The 20,870-nt window shown below is 50.0% G+C and carries 15 protein-coding genes and 1 tRNA gene; 8 read left to right on the top strand and 8 right to left on the bottom strand.

The features are described 5' to 3' along the window. Positions 1-124: 124 nt before the first annotated feature. The 3 genes from B2739_RS07115 to rnr form a co-directional block, all read right to left on the bottom strand. Positions 125-1,738 carry a chitinase gene (locus B2739_RS07115; RefSeq protein WP_331345173.1) on the bottom strand — a complete coding sequence of 538 codons (1,614 nt, stop codon included), beginning with the start codon at positions 1,736-1,738 and terminating at the stop codon, positions 125-127. A 562-nt stretch (positions 1,739-2,300) separates the two neighbouring features. Next, positions 2,301-3,059, bottom strand: coding sequence for a 23S rRNA (guanosine(2251)-2'-O)-methyltransferase RlmB (gene rlmB / locus B2739_RS07110; protein WP_331345172.1), 759 nt, complete (start codon positions 3,057-3,059; stop codon positions 2,301-2,303). Between the two features lie 132 nt (positions 3,060-3,191). Then, a complete protein-coding gene (gene rnr / locus B2739_RS07105) occupies positions 3,192-5,936 on the bottom strand; it encodes a ribonuclease R (RefSeq protein ID WP_331345171.1) in 2,745 nt (914 codons plus the stop codon). A 159-nt stretch (positions 5,937-6,095) separates the two neighbouring features. Between rnr and B2739_RS07100 the strand changes: the two genes are divergently transcribed. Beyond that, a tRNA-Leu gene (locus B2739_RS07100) sits at positions 6,096-6,181 on the top strand. A 432-nt stretch (positions 6,182-6,613) separates the two neighbouring features. Here the strand turns inward: B2739_RS07100 and B2739_RS07095 are convergent. Further along, a complete protein-coding gene (locus tag B2739_RS07095; protein ID WP_331345170.1) occupies positions 6,614-7,195 on the bottom strand; it encodes a TetR/AcrR family transcriptional regulator in 582 nt (193 codons plus the stop codon). A gap of 211 nt (positions 7,196-7,406) precedes the next feature. Here B2739_RS07095 and B2739_RS07090 point away from each other — a divergent pair, with 211 nt between their 5' ends. The 6 genes from B2739_RS07090 (at position 7,407) to B2739_RS07065 (ending at position 16,549) form a co-directional block, all read left to right on the top strand. After that, positions 7,407-7,805, top strand: coding sequence for a RidA family protein (locus tag B2739_RS07090; RefSeq protein WP_331345169.1), 399 nt, complete (start codon positions 7,407-7,409; stop codon positions 7,803-7,805). A 439-nt stretch (positions 7,806-8,244) separates the two neighbouring features. Then, positions 8,245-11,472 carry a glycosyl hydrolase gene (locus tag B2739_RS07085; protein ID WP_331345168.1) on the top strand — a complete coding sequence of 1,076 codons (3,228 nt, stop codon included), beginning with the start codon at positions 8,245-8,247 and terminating at the stop codon, positions 11,470-11,472. A gap of 126 nt (positions 11,473-11,598) precedes the next feature. Next, complete coding sequence (locus tag B2739_RS07080; RefSeq protein ID WP_331345167.1) at positions 11,599-14,748, top strand: TonB-dependent receptor; 3,150 nt, start codon at positions 11,599-11,601, stop codon at positions 14,746-14,748. 136 nt (positions 14,749-14,884) lie between these two features. Then, entirely contained in the window at positions 14,885-15,829 is a 945-nt protein-coding gene (locus B2739_RS07075; protein ID WP_331345166.1) for a sensor domain-containing diguanylate cyclase, read from the top strand. 61 nt (positions 15,830-15,890) lie between these two features. Then, positions 15,891-16,112 (top strand): AbrB/MazE/SpoVT family DNA-binding domain-containing protein, encoded by a 222-nt coding sequence (locus B2739_RS07070; protein WP_331345165.1) that lies wholly within the window; start codon positions 15,891-15,893, stop codon positions 16,110-16,112. An 11-nt stretch (positions 16,113-16,123) separates the two neighbouring features. Then, positions 16,124-16,549 carry a type II toxin-antitoxin system death-on-curing family toxin gene (locus tag B2739_RS07065; RefSeq protein WP_331345164.1) on the top strand — a complete coding sequence of 142 codons (426 nt, stop codon included), beginning with the start codon at positions 16,124-16,126 and terminating at the stop codon, positions 16,547-16,549. Between the two features lie 37 nt (positions 16,550-16,586). Here B2739_RS07065 and B2739_RS07060 read toward each other — a convergent pair whose 3' ends face one another. Genes B2739_RS07060 through B2739_RS07050 form a run of 3 tightly spaced genes read right to left on the bottom strand, consistent with a single transcriptional unit; the run spans position 16,587 to position 18,932 of the window. Further along, on the bottom strand, positions 16,587-16,898 hold the full coding sequence (locus tag B2739_RS07060) for a DUF3325 domain-containing protein (protein WP_331345163.1): 312 nt from the start codon (positions 16,896-16,898) through the stop codon (positions 16,587-16,589). After that, entirely contained in the window at positions 16,891-18,615 is a 1,725-nt protein-coding gene (locus B2739_RS07055) for a PepSY-associated TM helix domain-containing protein (RefSeq protein WP_331345162.1), read from the bottom strand. The genes B2739_RS07060 and B2739_RS07055 overlap by 8 nt, the downstream gene beginning before the upstream one ends. A 29-nt stretch (positions 18,616-18,644) precedes the next feature. Beyond that, positions 18,645-18,932, bottom strand: a complete 288-nt coding sequence (locus B2739_RS07050; protein ID WP_331345161.1) for an iron uptake protein — start codon at positions 18,930-18,932, stop codon at positions 18,645-18,647. 192 nt (positions 18,933-19,124) lie between these two features. Here B2739_RS07050 and glp point away from each other — a divergent pair, with 192 nt between their 5' ends. Continuing rightward, complete coding sequence (glp, locus tag B2739_RS07045) at positions 19,125-20,354, top strand: gephyrin-like molybdotransferase Glp (protein WP_331345160.1); 1,230 nt, start codon at positions 19,125-19,127, stop codon at positions 20,352-20,354. 30 nt (positions 20,355-20,384) lie between these two features. Here the strand turns inward: glp and B2739_RS07040 are convergent, their stop codons facing one another. Continuing rightward, complete coding sequence (locus B2739_RS07040; RefSeq protein WP_331345159.1) at positions 20,385-20,759, bottom strand: DUF883 family protein; 375 nt, start codon at positions 20,757-20,759, stop codon at positions 20,385-20,387. Between the last annotated feature and the right edge of the window lie 111 nt (positions 20,760-20,870).

Here is a 20,870-nt window from a genome sequence, read left to right as displayed (position 1 = left end):
TGTTAAAGAATGCAGGATTTGGTTAATAAAAAACGCCCGCGTGATAAGCGCGGGCGTCATAGAAGATAGCGGGCGGGATGACAGCAGGGTTATCACACCGCACTGTCTGTCCACCGTTTATCGATCAGGGCAAACTTTTCAGATGATTGCCAACCGGAACGGAGAAGATGCGGCCATCTTTCACATCCCAATTGATTGACCAAGTCATCACACCGCGGAAGTCACCATAGGCCGCCAGTGGCAGGTTGCTACCGCAATTGGTGCGTTTAACCAAACAATCGACCGCTTTGTTGATGTCAGCTGTTGTTGCCTGGCCAGAGTTTGCAGCGCGTGGGCCAGATGGCAAACCCAGTGCAACCTGGTCAGGGCGTAAACCTTTGAAGGTGCCCGCAGTACCATTTGCCAGTGGGAAACCTTCAATCAACATACGCGCAGAAGCGACCATCATATCCACTGTACCTGCTTGATAAGGTTGGGCCGCATAAGGCGTTGCCAGACCGCCATTGTTGTACAGCTGCACGTGCAGCAAATCCAATTCATTGCGCAATTGGTCGATCATCGGCAAGTACGCACCCCAAATACCGGTGTAGGCCACATAACCACCTTGAACATAAGGATGCTCAGGTGCCATGGACACGTAGAAGTCCGGGTACATTGCATTCAATTGTTTGATCGCCGATACCATGTTGTTGATCACTGGCGCACCGTGCATAACACCGGCACCGGATTCCAGATCGATATCGACACCATCAAAACCGTACTCATTGATAATCGATGCAGTACTGTTAACGAAGTTGGCCAGGTTGGTTGAGTTATTCAGCGTGACTGTGCCTTTCTCACCGCCGTAAGACAGCACGATGTTTTTGCCTTGCGCACGCTTGGTCGCAACATCCTGAATAAATTGCGCTTTGTTCAGTGCAGGGTCCAAACGGAATTCCACACTGCCATTGCCCGCATCTTCAACGAAAGCGATCACGATCACATCCCATGCCGGATCAACATCCGCCAGACGGATCACACCACTGCCGTTATCAAAGTTGTGCCAGTAACCCACCAGCGCATGCTTCGGCAGTGCGGCTGCATCGCCAGGAACACGGCCATTACCGCTGACGCTGGATGATGAGCGACTGCTCACACTGCTGGACGATTTGGAAGATGGTGCAACAGAAGAACTTGAGCTGGGCGTACTTGAAGCCGCTCCGCAGGATTTGACCAAAGACCAAGCATCTTGCCAATGGGCACCAGTGCCCGGAGCATAAGCCCATGCCGCGGTAGAACCACACCAACCAGCAATATTACAACGGTATTCACTTCCGGCATTTTGCACCAACTGACCCGCTGCATAAGCGGTACCCGCAACATATTGCGGTGATGAACAATTGCCACCGGAAATCGATGAACTGGATGGCGCTACCGAGCTGGATGACTTTGAACTGGGCGCAACGCTGCTGGGTGCAGAAGACGATGGCGCAACCGAACTGCGGATTGAGGAAGAGGCAGCACCATCGCACACCTCCAGTAATGCCCACTCCTGCCATTGGCCGGAATAACTGGCCGGGCTATGGCCTTGCGACCACCAATTGGCCTTATAAGCTTTACCCGCCTCCTGAACCTGAGTGCCACCACCATAGGCAGCTGCACTATTCCATACCGGCAAACCGGAACAATCAACGGCAAATGCACTGCCGGATAATAAGCCCGCGCCTAATGCGGCGAGCGCAATAACTGAACGTTTCATAGACCCCTCACTGTATTTGTTATTTCTGGTTTACTGCGTTGATGTAAGTTGATGTAAAAAAAACGCGATAGACAAAAGTTTCAGGCAATAGCAAGCCGTAAAGAAATTGCGAAAATTTCTTTTGGGCAAACTTCTTTTTTAGTTAAAAAAACGCAACGAGATTTTTTTGAGTGGCTCCGGGGATCAAGTACTTGTGTTGCGATTTTTATTTACTGTGCAACACCGGTCCGTACTTTAAGAGACACACCCTTCCTGTTTACAACACTAATGAGATCCATCCGAAGGCATTCACGGCGCGAGCCCTGAACAGTGATCCTGAATCACACGCCTGACAATCTATCGAGCTATCTAGCGATTACCGCGCGGTTTCTTTTTATATTTCCGCTTAAAGCCCAGCATGACAACGTTGCCATATATATCACCCGGTAACGGATCTGGCAATCAGCGATATGACTAAAAGATGACGAATACGCAATTTTTTTATTTCATTAGAATAAAAAAATTGCGTATCGGGAGAAAAACAAAGGGGATAGATGATTGGGAAATATAAGATTATTCAGCGTTAGATTTTCGCCGGTGCCGCATTCGCACGCTGGCGCACAGCCTCAAACAAACAGACACCGGTAGCGACAGACACATTCAAACTGCTGACCGTTCCCGCCATAGGAATATTCATCAGATGATCGCATGAATCCTGTGTGAGGCGGCGCAAACCATCACCTTCTGCCCCCATCAAAATACCAATAGGGCCAGTAAGGTTGGATTGGTAAATAGATTGGGTGGCTTCACCCGCCGCACCAAATAACCAAATGCCCTGCTCCTGCAATTTTTTCAGGGTGCGCGCCAAATTGGTCACCGGCACAAACGGCAATACCTCTGCAGCACCGCACGCGACTTTGCGCGCAACAGGCGTCAAGCCGGTGGATTTGTCTTTGGGAGCGATTACCGCATGCACGCCCGCTGCCTCTGCCGAGCGCATGCAGGCACCAAGGTTATGCGGGTCAGTTACGCCGTCAAGGATCAACAAAAAAGCAGGCTCACGCAGGTTTTCCAGAAACCGGAACAACCAGGTTTCATCATAGGTTTCGCCAGGTGTACAGATCGCGATAACGCCTTGATGATTTTCATCGCCCACCATGCCGTCAAGTTTATTGCGGCCGACTTGCTGGCAATGAATGCCGTTGATCTCTGCCGCATTCACAATTTTCTGCAAGCGCTGGTCATTGCGGCCCTGTAGCAAATAAATTTCAATTACTCGCTGGGGCGCACTTTTTAATAATGCCTGCACAGCATGCAAGCCATAAATAATTTCACGTTTCAAAACATTTTCCTGATAAACATTTAACGCTCGGAGATGCGCGTTTCACGCTCGCGGATCTCCCGGTCTTTCACTATATAAATTTCACGATCCAGCCGCTCATCGAGCACAAAGCTTTCACTCTGCAACCAAAGGTTAATCCTTTGTCTTAGCCTTAACCACCGGTCTCTTAGCAGGAGCTTTCTTGATACCAGTGACAACCTTGCTTTTAGTTTTTTTCGACGCAGGCGATTGAACTGTTGCTGGCGATGCTTTGCTTGCAACTTTCGCAGTTTTACGGCCATGATCAACCTCACTTCCGGATTTCTTACTCACTACTTTGGCGCTGGCAGATTTTGCCGGTGCAGCTCCCGCCGCCGGTTTTTTCACTGCGGCTTTTTTGGCAACCACTTTTTTAGCAACTGCTTTATCAACCGTTACTTTTTTGTTTGCTGTTTTTTTAGCGCCTGCTTTTCTATTACCCGCACTGCTAACGTCAGCTTTTTTAACTTCTATCGTTTTCACACCAGCCTTTTTCGTTGCCGCTTTTTTAGCGGCAGGTTTTACGGCGGGCGCACTGGTCGCTGTCGCTGCAGCAGTTTTTGATTTCACCGCAGTCCGTCGGGTTGATTTTGGCTTGACCGCTGATTTTGGACGGCGCACAGCACTGGCAGATTCCAATTCAAAATCGATTTTGCGGTTATCCAAATCCACACCCACAACCCGCACAACCAGTTCATCACCCAAACCAAATACCTTGCGTGTACGCTCACCCAACAAGCGATGCTGTGCAGGCTCAAAGCGATAATAATCATGCGGCAAGGAGGTGATGTGAATTAAACCTTCGATGTAAAGCTCGTTCAACTCCACAAACAGACCAAAGCTGGTAACAGCACTGACGTGGCCGTCGTACACTGCGCCCACTTGGTCGCGCAGGTATTCGCATTTGAGCCAACTCACAACATCGCGCGTGGCTTCGTCGGCGCGGCGCTCGGTGCGTGAACACTGCTCGCCAAATACCAACATATCGCTGGCGGAATAAGGATAAATAAATTTTTTCGGAATCGCTTTTGCGGTTTCAACGCGGCACACATGGGTGCTCGGCTCGGCACTGCGCACGACCGAGCGGATAGCGCGATGTACCAGTAAATCAGGGTAGCGACGGATCGGCGAGGTAAAGTGGGTATAGGCTTCATAACCCAAGCCAAAGTGGCCGTGGTTCTCCACTTGGTACATCGCCTGGCGCAAACTGCGCAGCATCACGGTTTGGATTAAATGCGCATCACCGCGCCCCTGGATCATTTGCAACAATTGTTGGTAATCGCTGGGCGTTGGTTTATCGCCACCGGCAAGCCCCAAACCTAATTCAGAGAGATAGGCACGCAGGTTAGTGAGCTTGGATTCCGTCGGGCCTTCATGTACACGGAACAAGCCGACGAGATTGTGCTTCTCAATAAATTTCGCTGCACACACGTTTGCACAGAGCATGCACTCTTCAATTAATTTGTGTGCGTCGTTGCGCTTGATGGGAACAATGCGTTCAATTTTGCGATCTTCATTAAATTGAATGCGCGTCTCAACTGTTTCAAAATCAATTGCACCGCGCTCATCGCGCGCTTTGCGCAGACACTCATACAATTTATGCAGCAATTCCAACTGCGGAACCACCGCGCTGTATTCCTCGCGCAGTGCGTTGCGCGCTTCACCTTCACCGGTGAGTATTTCGCCCACTTTGGTGTAGGTGAGGCGCGCGTGGGAATGCATCACTCCCTCATAAAATTGATAGCCAGTGATGCGCCCTGCATCGCTGATATTCATCTCACATACCATGCACAAACGATCTACATGCGGGTTGAGTGAACACAGTCCGTTGGATAATTCCTCGGGCAACATAGGCACTACATAATCGGGGAAATACACCGAGTTTCCGCGCGCACGCGCTTCCAAATCCAGCGCACTGTCGATCTGCACGTAATGCGATACATCCGCAATCGCCACATACAAACGCCAGCCACCCTTGCGGCGCTCGCACAACACTGCATCATCAAAATCGCGCGCGTCTTCGCCATCAATTGTGACAAAAGGAAGATGACGCACATCCACGCGATGCAATTTATCTTTCTCCTGCACCTCGTGGGACAACAGCGCAGCCTCAGCCAATACTGCCTCCGGCCAGATACTCGGAATACCGTGTGCCTGGATCGCCAACTCGATTTCCATGCCCGGCGCCATATGGTCACCCAGCACCTGAATAATACGGCCGGTAGGCAAGCGGTTTTTGTCCGGCTGCTGGGTAATTTCCGCCACCACAATTTGCCCGTGTTTGGCGCCACCGTAGGAGCCAAACGGAATCATGATGTCATGGGTAATACGCGGATTTTCCGGACGCACAAATTGCACGCCCTCTTCATTAAAAAAACGCCCCGCCAATTGCGTGGTATTGCGGATCAGCACATCGACAATCGCGCCTTCTTCCTTACCGCGATATTGCTCGCCCGAAAGCCGCACCAGCACCTCATCGCCATCAAACACCTTGCGCATCTGGCGATTGTGCAAATAAATATCCTCGCCACCATCGGCGCGGATTACAAAGCCATAACCATCGCGATGCCCTTGCACCCGCCCGCGCACTACATCAATTTTGTCCAGCCGCACATAGGCATCGCGCCGGTTGCTAATCAACTGGCCGTCGCGCGCCATCGCAATCAAGCGGCGGCGCAGGGCTTCAATTTGGTCTTCACCAGTGAGCTTGAGCATGACGCACATTTGCTCATGGGTCACAGGCTGATCGGAGGTGTCGAGAAGGTCGAGGATGTACTCGCGGCTGGGAATGGGGTTTTCGTATTTTTCGGCTTCGCGTGATGCGAATGGGTCTTTGGAGGGAGATTTACGTTTGCTCAATTGGGCATCCTATGATCAATTTGGCGAATTCCGAACGATCCGGAGGTTATAGAAGGATTATAGGGCAGCAATCATGACAAACCTACAAATAAAACCATAAACCCTGTTGACAGCCCACAGGGCGATATTTATAGTGCGCGGCCTCAGCTTGCTGAGAATGCCCAGGTGGTGAAATTGGTAGACACGCTAGCTTCAGGTGTTAGTGGCCCTCGGCCGTGAAGGTTCAAGTCCTTTCCTGGGCACCAAACATGAAAGCCCCGCTATGAAAATAGCGGGGCTTTTTGTTTTGGGGTTTGTGCTCAAGCACCAAAATAATTCCTCAAACTGCTGCACACTTTTCAATACCAAAACAGCGAAGACGGGTTAACGTTATCTTCTGTTTGTTCAATTCACATTTTCTATTTTTTAATTAACACCATCTACTTTTCAGCTAAAAACGTCGTTTTTATAGAGCTCTGATTCAATCAGGAAAAACATCAGAGCCTGCGATAACGGCGAAATGTATTCGCCACTATTTTCCGCTGCACCGCAGTCAAAAATATTTTCCTGATCTGTTCATTTCCCATGGTGTATTGGTTTGCTTTTCTCTTAAAAATAATCCTGTATTAGATTGTCGTGCTATCTGTATTAGATTGTCGCGCCAACAGAATTGTTATCTATCAACATGAAACCTAACCTCACACTACCCTCAACCCATCAAGCATCCACTTAAATGCTTCAATCGCTTTATTAACAACTTCTTCGGGGTTACTGCTGGCTGCAACCCACAGCGCAGCATTTAGTGCGGCGCCGTTTAACAGGCGTGCGGCGGCCTCGGCGTTTACCGGTTTAATGGTGCCCTCCTCAATCAGCTTATTGATGGTGCTAATGCTCATTTGAAGGCAGTTATTCTGGCTGGGCCATTGCGATGGATCACCCAGGACAGCGGGGCCATCCAGCAGAACGATGCGCTGCACTTCGGGGTTGAGGGCCATACGGATGTACGCCTCACCTTCGGCAACCAGACCGTCCCATAGGCTGTTGGCTTCGGCCGCCGAGGCGTGCGCGCGGGATGCCATTTCCGTGTCAATTTGATCCACCACCGCCATCAGCAAACCCTTCTTGTCACCAAAGGTGTGGTAGAGCGCGCCACGCGTGAGCCCTACGGATGCGGTGATGTCGTCCATTGAGGCTGCCGCATAACCTTTTTCTGCAAATGCCTTGCGCGCTGCCTGGATAAGCTTGTTGCGCGTCTCTTCAACTTTTTCAGCCCGCTTCATAAAACTGATAACTCCGGTTGTTTTTCTATTTACATACGCGCCGTATGTATTTATTATTAACATACGCTGCGTATGTTAATAAGGTCGATCCAGTAACTCAACTTTTTACCTATCTACTTATTTATCTATTTACTGATTTATTTATCGATTTACCCATTTATCTATTTATTCATGAAGCCGGTACACCCGCTTCATTAAAGAGGAATTGACTATGAACCATCGCAAAGCCATTTTTCCCGCAGAGCGCCACGCGCTTTATGAGCAACACCGTTATTCCGCCGCTATCCAATCCGGCGATTTGATTTTTGTGTCGGGGCAAGTAGGAAGCCGATCAGATGGCACGCCAGAGCCGGATTACGCGCGTCAGGTGCAACTGGCGTTTGATAATTTGAACGCGGTATTAAAAGCCGCCGGTTGTGGCTTTGAAGACGTGGTGGATATCACCAGCTTCCATACTGACCCAGAGGCACAATTTGAAACCTTTATGGCAGTGAGGGAAAAAAACATCGGTGAAGCCCCCTACCCAAACTGGACGGCGATTGGCGTTAACTGGCTGGCGGGATTTGATGTTGAACTCAAAGTAATCGCGCGATTGCCTCAAGCGAATTAAAAAAAATATCGCCTTCACCATAATAGTGATGAAGGCGATGACCCCCTTCTGTCGTCACCATAAGTAACAAAAAATGTAAACGGTTACCAATTAATCAATTACATTCTCAATAGCAAATAAGATAATTAATGCGCCAATAAAATTATTAAATCATTGATTTGTATCGATAAAATAAAAAAATAATAAATTTCATCAAATTTTTGGATGCACATCCAACTGAAAATTTACAAATACTCTCTTTCAAAATGTAATCGATTACAAATAATATTGCGCAGGGGTTCCAATTCGCCCCGCCTGTGCCCTTCATCCATAAGACCCGGTGCGCGCCCGACAACCCTGTTGTTTCCGCACACGGAAAAGGCACACCCAATACTTATAACCAGACCGGAATCTACTACATCGAGGTGTTCCAATGCTCATTTTAAAAACTGTAAAGCGAATGAAGCTTTTACTGTTCGCATCACTTTGCCTGAGCCTGTTAAGCGGCTGCGGAAGCGGGTCAAAAATCAATAACGATGATGTGGCCTATACGCCCGAGCAACGGGATTTAGGTGTGATTGCCGGTGATAATGCCGAGTACGAAAAAGGCCAAACGATTACCTTGTCTGGCCGACTGGTCGGTACCGTTACCACCCAAACCGTGAAATGGGAACAAATTAGCGGAACCCCTATTACCGGTGTCAGCGATTGGTCAACGCCCAATCTGACCTTTCCATCGCCCGATATAGATGGATTGGAAACATTCAAATTCCGCATTTCTGCACGTGATAGCGCGGGAAATATTATTAACGATGCCAGCGGCAATCCGTTGGTCGATGAAATTGAAATCCTTGTTTACGATCCATCGGTCATCATCACGCTTGAAGCAGAAGACACTGCATTTTCAACACTGGCCGGTGGTGCAACCTTGGTTAGCAACGGCCCCAATTATATTTCCGGCGCTTCGGGTTCCCACACCGCCGACATCACCCCCGGCGCAAAAGTAATTTATCAAATTCCCTCAGGCAGCACCGTAGACGATAAAACCATTGGTGCAGGTTTTTATACGCTGTTTGTGCGCTATGCAATTCCCGCTTCTTATGGTGGCAAACAAGCAGTGGTGAAAACAAATGGTGTTGATGCGAATGTGCCATTCCTCGCTACCAGCAGCTGGAACAACGCACGTGTCGATGTCATTAAAATTAATGAGGGTAGCAACAGCATTGAAATTGGCGGCGGTTGGAATTACTACCGTATCGATAGCATTTTATTAATTCCTGCTCCACAACCTACCAAACCTTTAGCGGTTGCACCCAATTTAGTAAATGCCAATGCAACGGCTGCTACAAAAGATTTGATGGCATTTTTGGTCAGCAACTACGGTGCAAAAACACTGAGTGGTCAAACCGAATTTATGGATTACAACGATCTGGGCAATAAAACCGGCCTGCGTGATTTTAATAAAATCACTGAAATTACCGGCGGTTTGTCTCCTGCGATTGTGGCGTTCGATTTAATGGATTACTCCAGCTCACGTATTGCCTGCGGTGCAGAACCCGGCGTTCTCAGCGAAGACATGATTAATGAACACAACACCAAAAATGTCATTCTCTCTCCGCTGTGGCATTGGAACTCACCCACTAAATTAAAAGACACCAACTGCAGCGGCAGTGGTAATACCGCTTGGTATTCCGGCTTTTACAGCACCGCCACGGATTTCAATTTAAAAACCGCTTTGGCGGATACCAACAGTGCTGATTATCAGGCGCTGATTTCCGATATGGATGACATAGCTGCAGAGCTGAAAAAATTTGCTGATGCCGATATTCCATTGCTGTGGCGGCCATTGCACGAAGCAGAAGGCGGTTGGTTTTGGTGGGGTGCATCGGATGCGCAATCGTTAACAGCGCTGTGGAAAATCATGTATCAACGTTTTACCGATGTGCATCAATTAAATAATTTAATTTGGGTTTATACCGCAGCAGGTTCACTGAGTGCAGATTGGTATCCGGGCGATGCTTACGTCGATATCGTTGGCTATGACGGTTACGACGGCAAAAATGCCGACAACCCATTCAAATCAGAATTCACTACATTAAAAGATCGTTTTGATGGCAAAAAATTAGTTGCGCTCACAGAAACCGGCACTATTCCTGATATCGCATTAATGCATCAACAAAACGCGTGGTGGGCTTTTTTTGTTACCTGGAATTCACAAGGCAGCAATGAATACGGCCCACTGAATGCCGATGCAGCTGAACTCAAAGCCAGTTACGAATTTGAAGGCACCCTTAATCTGGATGACGTTCCCGGTGGCCGCGCAAAAATAGAAGCGGGTTTGTACGACGGTTTTGAATTGCCGGTTGCAAGCTGGGGTGCACAAATTAACTGGGGCGACGTACCCGGTGCAGCGGTATCGAGCAATTGGTCGGCACTTGGCGGACACGCATTATCAATCACTAAAAATTTAAGCCTTGTGAGTTCACCTACCGGTGTGGTGCTGCAAACTTATCCGGTTGGTGGCATTAATGTTGGCGATGCACAACAACTGACACTCGTTGCACATTCAGCAAATACTGGCGCAGGCACTACCGCAAAACTGTTTGTAAAACACGGTGATGATTGGGCGTGGGTAGATTCAGGTGCAGTGTCTACTGCAGGCGATGTCACCCTGACTCTGGATGTATCGGCATTGGATAAATTGCAGGGTATTGGTGTGCAGTTTGAAGGGTTTGATCCCGCCAGCACCAACGCCATTTTTGCAATCGATAAAGTCATGCTGGGCGATACCTTGCTCTATGACTTTGAGCCAGTCGTTGCACCATGGGAAGCACAGGTAAATTGGTCAGCAACACTGGGCGCAACCCTCTCGGGTAACTGGAGCAATACTGGCAAAAAATCCCTGGGCGTTATCAAAGATTTGAGTAAAGAAAATGCCCCCACCAGCGTTGTGCTGCAGGCTTATCCCACTGGCGGTATTGATGTATCCAACAAACAAACACTCACATTGGTTGCGCATGCAGCAAATGCCGGTGCAGGAACCACCGCAAAATTATTTGTGAAGCACGGCGCTGACTGGATGTGGCTGGACTCAGGTTCGGTATCGGCAACGGGCAGTGCAACATTGCAAATTGATGTCTCTGCGCTCACCACATTGCAAGGTCTCGGTGTGCAATTTGAAGGCTTCGATAGCACCAGCACTGCTGCCGGTTTTTATATCGACACCGTCAAATTGGATAGCGATGTGATCTACGACTTTGAAGGCACTGGCAACTGGGAATTCCAGAAAAACTGGTCGCCGGAAAGTGGCATTCATTTAGCAAGTGACTGGAGTAAATCCGGCAGCTTGTCCTTGGGCGGAACCACTCAACTGAAAGACGGCGACGACAATATCATCCTGCAAGTTTATCCCACCGGTGGCTTGTTGTTGGGTGATGTAACCACGCTGAAAATTTCCGTGCACGCGGTTAATACCGGCAACGCCACACAAGCGCAATTATTCGCTAAAGATAAAAATTTCTCCTGGAAAGATGGCGGTGCTGTTGCGCTGGTTAATGGCAGCGCAGAGTTGACTCTGGACATTTCGGATATGGGCGGTGAGCTCAGTGGTTTGGGCGTGCGCTTCATGGGGCCGGTCAACAGTGCTACTGAATCAAGCTATTACATCGACGATGTCAGCTTTGAATAACTGAATGATTAGCGCACTTGTAGCGCCCGCACCGGGCGCTACTTATCGACGTTGAATTTGGCTGCCCATTGCGCGCAGCAAAAAAAATTGAACGTCACCCAGCGAATTTACAAACAGGAACGAATTATGTTTTTCCCAAATACAAAACATTTATTTAAAAAAACCGCTTTTAAAAATAATCTGGTTTATCTGGGCGTTGCTCTGGCAACCTTGCACCCATACGGTATTGCCGTTGCACAAGAGTCAGCACAAAACGATGTTGAAGAAGTGGTTGTACTCGGGATGCGCAACTCGGTTATGCAATCGATAGACACCAAGCGCAATGCAAGCTCGGTGGTGGATGCGATTACTGCAACCGACATTGGTAAATTACCCGATGCGACCATCGCCGACTCACTGCAACGTGTTCCCGGCATTCAAATTACGCGCACCGGCGGCGAAGGAACCGGCGTCAATATCCGCGGCAACTCCAATATCACCACCACACTCAATGGCGAACAAATGTTGGCAGCGGGTTCTATTACTACCGTATCGCCTAATTTTGCTGACATCCCTTCCACTATGGTATCGGGCATTGAAGTTTTTAAATCTGCCGAAGCAAAAAATGTCGTAAGCGGTTTGGCGGGCACCATCAATTTGAAAACCAACCGTCCTTTTTTATTGGAAGATGGTTTTACTGCCGTTGGTAAAGTGGAAGTCATTCAAGGCGCACTGGGAGAAGAGACCGATGGTTCTTATTCCGGATTTTTTGGTTACAACAACGACGATAAATTCGGGGCATCGTTAAACCTTTCTTACGGCACCTCTTACCTGGCGGATTACTGGAATGGCTCGCAAGGCGGCAACCCCGGCCGCTGGTCAGGTTGGCGCAACCTTGCCAGTGAAGAAACCGGTTATGTTGCCAGCAATGTGGATGTTAACGGCGATGGCGATAGCAACGATGTGTATTACACCTTTGAAGGCCATCAAGCCGCCAACCGTTTTATTGACCGCGAAAGAACCGGTGTAAATGGTTCGATGCAATACCAGATCAACGATGCATTCCAACTGACTGGCGATGTGTTTTACACCAAGCTGGATGAGCATATTTATATGCAGGCATTTGTAGCCGAACAGTCATGGCAAAGTATTATCGGCTGGGCCACACCGGATGACGGCGCAACCGAGGCTTACGACAATATTGTGCATCGCAATGGTGAGGCAATTACCTTGCCGGGCAATCTGTACACCATGTCATCGGCGTTGTGGCAAACACGTTTAGCCAAAACCCAAAACCAAACTATCGCGACCGACAAAGAATCGACTAACACCAATATCGAATTGTCATTTGATAACGGTGGCCCACTGACCGGAAAATTGCGTTGGTTGCACGGCGAAGCAGTGGATGACCAAGCCAACAGCACAGTTGACTCAACACTCACCGACGGCTCGCAAATCAATGACAAATATCGCCCTGCGAATGGTGAAGAGTCATGGGCTAACCCCTGGGGCTACGGTAGCTTTAATGCACTGCTGCCGGATGGCACAGAAGTGGATGGCACCGCAATTCAAGTTCCGATTCACATCGCTTACTCCGGCGGCAAACAACATTGGGTATTGCCCGGTACGAATTTACCGATCACCAATCCGGATGGCACCACCACAACCGTCAATGAAACCTTCGGCAGTAATTTGAATCGTTACAGCCCCAAGTCAGCCAACCTGACCGGCACCTATTCAAATGCCGACATGGACATTGTCCGTTTGGATTCCAATTACGCATTCGATACACCGCTGCTAAATACCTTCACCTCGGTTGATGTTGGTTTGCGTTACGGTGAGCGCAATGTTGAAAAAAATGGTTGGATTGGCGGCTTGTTAAGAACCAACGAATACGGTGATGCATTTGTCGCGCGCTGGAAAGATACCGTTTCCCCTGCACCTGTGACTGGCGAATCTTATGTCGATCCCATTTCATTCACTGATTTAAATGAACAGGGAATGATTAAAGGCATTAGCGATTTTTATGGCACCTCAGGCTTGGGCACGGTTTATTTCATTAACCCGAAAGCGATGGATAATCCGATTGCCTGGCATGAAAAAATGTACGGCCCACATATGTTAGTTGCAGATGCGGCCAACGTGTACGAAGTGCAAGATAAAACCAGTTCGTTCTATATTCAGGGCAATCTGGAAACGGAAGTATTTGGTAAACCACTGCGCGGTAATGTGGGTTTGCGCTATATCGATACCGAATACACCATCACCCAAAGTGTTGCGGGTTCTGCGGCATCTACTGTGATCAACGGCGAGACCTATTTACTTGGCCCGGGGATGGTTGCCTCAGTAGGCGAGTCAATTACCACGGTTAACAGCTACGATGAAATCCTGCCCGCGATTAACTTGTCGATGGATTTAAACGATGAACAAGTGTTGCGTTTTGCATTTACCAAAACCATCGGCACCCATGACACTGATTCTCTGGGCGGCGGACTCAATGTCAACCGCACTAACTCCTGTAACATCACTCGCCCTAATGGCGGCCCCGTTGCCTGCGCCAACTCAGGCTCGCAAATCGGCAACCCTGCATTGCTGCCTAATTTGCAATACAACGCCGACCTGAGTTACGAGTGGTATTTAAATGACAGCAGTATGGTCAGCCTCGGTTTGTTTTGGGTTCAGGGTTTAACGCAAATTGAAAACACGCGCATTTATCGTTCGGACATTGCGGATGATGATGGCGTAGTGCGCGGCTACAATCCGGAAACCGGACAATTTACCGGTGTTGTGCCGATTGATTCGATTATCAGTTTCGATGAGAAAGGCGATGCAACACACGGACTGGAGTTTGGTTACAAACAATCGCTCGATTTCCTGCCGGGACTCTGGAGTGGCCTCGGTGTAGACGCCAACTTCACCTACTCACCCAGTGAAGGTTCGGACCAGGATTACTACGGTAAAACCATGCCGGGAATCAACAACTCTGAATATCAATCCAACTTCGCACTCTGGTACGAGCAAAATGGTATTCAGGCGCGTATCGCCCATAACTACCGCAGCAAAATGTATGTTGGTCGCACGTTGCAGGGCGAGTACCAATTCGCGTACTTCCAAAAACCCACTAACTATGTGGATGCGTCGGTCAGTTATGAATTCATTGAAAACATGACTGTCGCGCTGCAAGTCACCAACCTGACCCAGGAACATCAGGAGTACTACAACCAGTGGGAGTCCAACGTTGATTCAGCGTTCTACAACGAGCGCCGTACCAGCCTGAGCCTGCAAGTGAAATATTGATTACCTGAGTGTTGAGCGCAGGCACAGTATTGGATCTTTGCCAGTTGTGAAGATTTGATCTGTGCCTGCGTTTTTTTATTAGCATCCACCCTGACACGTGGCGTATATTTTCTCCTTTGTCTGTATGGAGAAGCGCATGAGCCACTTTGTGGACGAAGACCCCAGCGTCTATAAAACCCTGCTGGAATCCACTAAAGCCATTCCCTGGAAAATTGACTGGAACACGCTCACCTTTTCTTACATAGGCCCGCAAATCAAACAGCTGTTGGGCTGGGAGCCGGATACTTGGGTGTCGGTGCAAGACTGGGCGGCACGTATGCACGAGGAAGACCGCGAGCGTGTGGTCAACTTTTGTGTGAGCCAATCCCAAGCCGGAGTTGACCACGAGGCGGACTACCGCGCGCTAACCAGTGATGGCCGCTTTGTGTGGATCCGCGATGTGGTGCACGTGGTACGCAATCCGGCGGGAGAAGTGGAATCGCTGGTTGGTTTTATGTTTGATATCAGCGAGCGCAAACAGACCGAGCAAAAGCTGATCGACCTGCAAAAAGAGCTGGAAACCTTATCCTTTAAAGACGGCCTGACCGGTGTTGCCAACCGGCGCATGTTTGATTCGGTGCTGGAAGTGGAATGGCTCAACGCCAAACGCACGCACCAGCCTTTGTCACTGGTGATGGTGGATATTGATTACTTCAAACAATACAACGATCACTACGGCCATCTGCAAGGTGATGATTGCCTTAAACGCGTCAGTCAGGCACTGACCGGATCGGCCGCGCGGGCGCGGGATTTTGTGGCGCGCTTTGGCGGGGAAGAGTTTGTGTTGGTATTGCCGGACAGTAACGCAGAAGCGGCACTGGCCGTTGCCGAGCGCTGCCGCAGCGCCATTCTTTCACTGCAGATCCCGCACGAGAAATCGCACATCGACCAGTTGTTAAGCATCAGCCTGGGCGTGGGCACTGCAATACCGGAACAGGATGACTTGCTTACGGATTTTATTAATAAAGTGGATCGCCGCTTGTATCAGGCCAAACAAAATGGCCGCAATTGCATTGTTGCGGAGAGCACAGTTCGCAAATAAGCACAAAACTGCTACCATCAACCCGTTATACCATTTGTTATAACAGAGTAATGGAGCACTTATGAAACTCAAAATCACCTCTATCGGCAATTCCGCTGGTGTAATTCTTCCTAAAGAGGTTCTCGCGCGCCTGCGTTTAGCCAAAGGCGATGATGTTTACCTGCTGGAAACACCAGACGGCATTAAGCTCACCACCTTCGACCCCACTCTTGCAGAGCAAATGGAGGTGGCGGAGCAGATCATGCGTGAAGACCGTCAAGTCCTGCATAAATTGGCTCAATAAGGAGATGAAGCATGATCGCCTGGATCAGCAAAACACTGGCGCAGGCCATTCATGACCGCCAACTCGCAGAACATGGTGGGGGCAGCGGCGTACGTGACGAAGGATTATTGGATTCTGCGCTGGCGCGCCCGCAGCAACTGTTCACTTATGGCGACCCACCGCCGGATTTAGCCGACCTGGCCGCGAGCCTGGCTTTTGGCCTTGCGCGCAATCATCCGTTTGTTGATGGCAATAAGCGCACCGCACATGTTTGTTATCGCGTCTTTCTGAAACTGAATCACGGCAACCTGATAGCGAGTGATGAAGAAAAATATGCCGCTATGATCGGTCTGGTCGATGGCTCATTGAGCGAAAAAGAGTTTGCCGATTGGCTACGCGCGCGCATCGACATTGATACGCCGGGGCAGGTACAGGAAACAAAAGCAACTTACGGGTAAGCGGGTGCGAGACCCGCTCTATTTATTGATATCGGATTTATCGAGCAGGCCAAAAGAACCGCAGCCATCCTGGTCGCCACGACAGAATCATACCGACGGATGGGGCAGTCGCGGCCAGTAACATAATCCACACCAATACCGCCATGGACGGACGATCTGCCATAAAGCAGAGGATGGCGGTAACCAACAGACCAACCCAGCCCATTACACGCAAAGCCTTAGCCGGATGATTTGAAGCGCGACCTTCCTGAACTTTTTTCCAATGAACCTCCATCGCCAGCGCCAACCAGGCAAAACTGGTCAGCGCCATGAGTGCGGCGAACAATAACAAAAAACCTGTGTTAGCCATTTTTCACCTCCGCTGCCATATCGATACCGGCAACGACTGGCTCATGTGCAGCACGGCGCGGGCTGTCACCAACCGGTGCCAGTGCACGCTGCTTGAGTTTGCGCGCGGTCCACAAGGCGATAACGGCTGTAGCCAGCAGGCTCAAGTCAACGCCTGCGACTGCCCAGTAGGTATCGGTAAACAGGGTTTTGATCAGGTTGTCGCCCGTGGTCACCCAGTTGAGGATAACCGCTGCTACCGCGAGTACCGCTATCACCCAACATTGCTCACGCCACGCCGGATTCGCCATCGCCTTGGCTACCGGCGCACTGCGCCAACCAGCGTGGATCAAGGCCAATAACCAAGCCCCCCAAAAGGCTTTCATTTCCCATTCGCCCTTGCCCGTCAGATCGGCCGGAAGCAGGCGGTTGGCCACCAGTATCGCAATCGCCGCAATCACCATGCCGGTCACGGTGGTAACGGCCAGTGCATCCACCAAACGCGCGCCTTGGCTGTTAAGTTTGGCGTGTTGCTGTTTGCGTTTTTCGACAAAGAAAATAAAACCGGTGGCGATACACACGCAGCCGAGCAAGCCGCCAATCACGTACAACCAGCGCAACATCCAGTGTTCGAAGTGCTGCAGGTGCAGGCCGGTGAGGAATTCGTTGATCTCAAAGACCGCGGCTTGAGGCGGCTCTTCACGCAGCACTTCGCCGGTGCTGGCCTTGAAGTGAATCGGCTCGCCGACCAAGGCAACGCGGTCGCTACCGGCGCGATAAATACTCACATAGCCATTTTCATCGTTGAGGTGGTCAGCAAATACATAACCCACCTCACCCGCCATATCGCGTGCAGCCCAGCGGCGCTTGGCTTCGGCCACCATGGCATCGACCGAGGCGATAGGCGCGTACACACCGGCCGCTTCGTGCGGCAAGCCGGTGCGCTCGGCATCCAGTATTTCATGCTGGTCATGCAATGGCTTGAGCATGGTGTGACTGACCGGCAAATAAATACCGGCAAAAATAATCAGGCCTGTGAGCGCAAAAAAGAAATGAAACGGCAGCGCTACCACGCCACTCATGTTGTGCAAATCCAGCGTACTGCGCTGGAGGCGTTTTTCGCGGCGGAAAGTGAAGAACTCTTTGAAAATCTTGCGATGCATAATCACGCCGGTCACCAGTGCGGCCAGCATCATCAGCGCGGCAAAACCCACAATCCAGTAACCCAGATTATTCCAATGAAAATTCAGGCTGTAGTGCATGGGGTAAAACCAGCCGCTGCCGATTTTTAACGCATCGTCAGGAATGGCCTCACCGGTGCGCGGGTCGATAGTCGCCCAACCGTGTACATGTAAATGGTCGTCAGCGGGATTTTTAGGTTTATTAGGGATACTGAATTCGCCGCCAATCGCCAACACCGGATCGCGATGGGTGGTGTAGGCATAAAACGAAACCAACGGCATGGTTTTCGGATCGGGCAAATCGCCAATCACCCGCTCGGCAGTGGCAGCCATATCAACGGGGTGTGGTTCCAGCTTTTTATAGACATCCATCAGCAGGTTATCGAAGGATGGCATGGGCTGCGGCTCAAAGCGGGTTTTCGGGATTGCCCAGCGGTCAATCTCACGGTCAAATACGGAGAGCGCGCCAAAGAAAAAACACGCCATCAACACATAACCCAGTACTAGGCCGAACCAGGTGTGCACCCAGGTCATGGACACGCGAAAATTGTTATGCATGGTCTATCTCCTACCCTATAACCCTTGCCCTATCCAACCAAGGAGCGCTGTAACAGCAGCGCCGCGCCACTCATAAGGGCTGCGCCGCCCGCCAACACAACCCAAACTTTCACCATACTTTGCGCAGCAAATGCCCATAAAAACAGACAGAGAAACAGCAGAAAGGCCAACAGCATCACCCCCAGTTCAGCGGCGTGCACACTCACCCCCAAAGCAGCCAAAGCGGCAATACCAATAGCGCAAAAGCCCCAGGTGAAGGCATAGCCGCCCACAACACCGGCGGCGATACGGTTAAGAATGGGAAGGGATTGATTCATCGAATAGTCCACGGATCAGTTGCCATAATTGATTGCTGCATCCGTGCACAGGGTTTGCCCCTATTTCATGTGGCACATGCTTACATAAATGATACTTATTATCAATTGGGAATCTTTATAATACGACCGGATCAGGCATACTGGCGGCTTCGATTACTGCTACGGAACCATCCCAGCGGAGGAACAATACCCGTGGATCATTGCGCACAACCCCAACTACTCCCGATTGATGACGCCCTCAGCCGCTTACTGGCCCAACTGGAACCCGTACAGGAACAGCAGTGGCTTGCCTTGCCGGATGCGCTTGACCGTGTGCTCGCAAGCGATGTCATTGCCCCGGTTAATGTGCCTGCGGGTGATAACTCGGCCATGGATGGTTACGCCCTGCGTGCGCAAGATTCACCGGGGCAGCTGCAACGGATTGGCGAATCACTGGCTGGCCACCCGTTTAGGAAGGAAATCCAGCAGGGTCAATGCGTGCGCATTATGACCGGCGCCTTAATACCTGCCGGAGCCGATACGGTGGTGATGCAGGAAAATGTTCTGGCCGATGGCGATAGCATTGTGCTGAATGAGCTATCACCGCTTGGCAATAACATCCGCCGCGCCGGTGAAGATATTGCACACGGCAGCAAGGTGCTCGCAGCTGGCCATCGCATTACTGCGTTGGATATTGGTTTGCTCGCTTCACTCGGTTTGGCACAAGTCAAAGTCGTGCGCAATATTCGCGTTGCCTTGCTAACCACTGGCGATGAATTATTGCCCGCCGGTGCCGCACCGGAACTGGGAAAAATTTATGACAGCAACCGCCCATTGCTGCGCGCACTGCTGCAACGTTTACCGGTTGAATTGACTGATTTGGGTGTGGTTCCCGACAACCCCGATGCACTGCGCAATGCATTTACGCAGGCGATGCAAACAGCCGATGTGGTGATTTCCACCGGCGGTGTTTCAGTGGGCGATGCGGATTACACCAAAGATATTCTCGCTGAATTGGGTGAAATCCATTTTTGGAAAATTGCCATGAAACCGGGAAAACCTTTTGCGTTCGGCCGCTTGGGTAAGGGTTGGTTTTTTGGTTTACCGGGCAACCCGGTTTCAACCGCCGTTACTTATCACCAACTGGTCGTGCCAGCATTGCGCAAGTTGTCAGGTGAAATGCAAAACATCACACCACACGCGCCACGCATTGCCATCGCCAGCCATGCGCTAAAAAAACAACCGGGGCGCACCGATTTCCAGCGCGGCATTGCGCAATATCGCAACGGCAGTTATTACGTGCGCAGAGCAGGCTTGCAAAACTCCGGCGTATTAACCGGCATGGCAAACGCGAATTGTTATATTCGCTTGGAAGCAGAACGTGGATCGGTTGCTGAAGGCGAGCAGGTTGAGATAATTCTGTTTGACCAGTTTATTCACTAGCAGTGTTGACACTTTATGCAGCATACAACGCTATTTAGCATCGCCGCCTTTGCGAGTCAGCAAGTAACCTAAAAGCAACCCCATAGCCGCACCGGCACCTATTACCACCCATGGTTTTTTATGCACATACTCATTCGTGCTTTCGGCTGATTTACGTGCATGACTCATTACCGATTCGCCAAAATGCTCTATCGAATCTTTAGCTTCTGAAACGCGTTTATTCAAATTCATTATTGCACGCTTCAAGTCATCACCGGTCATATTACTAGTCTCATTGATGAGGACATCTATATCCTCCAAAAAACGGCGAAATTCGTTTGAAATAGTAGATGATGTATTGCTTGAGTGAGCAGATCCTTCTTTTGCATCGGCATTCAACGGATAACTTTTCTGTGTAATTTCCATAGATTACTCCTGTATCAATTAATTAAATTCAACATTTCGGCCAACGGGTAGAATGCAGAAAAACCACTGCACTACCGCAACCAAAACAGGCACAAACACTATCACTTGGCA

This window comes from Cellvibrio sp. UBA7661 (assembly GCA_002483365.1).
Classification (GTDB): Bacteria; Pseudomonadota; Gammaproteobacteria; order Pseudomonadales; family Cellvibrionaceae; genus Cellvibrio.
Note: the sequence above shows the minus strand (reverse complement) of the source record. Positions and strands in the feature narration are given on the sequence as shown.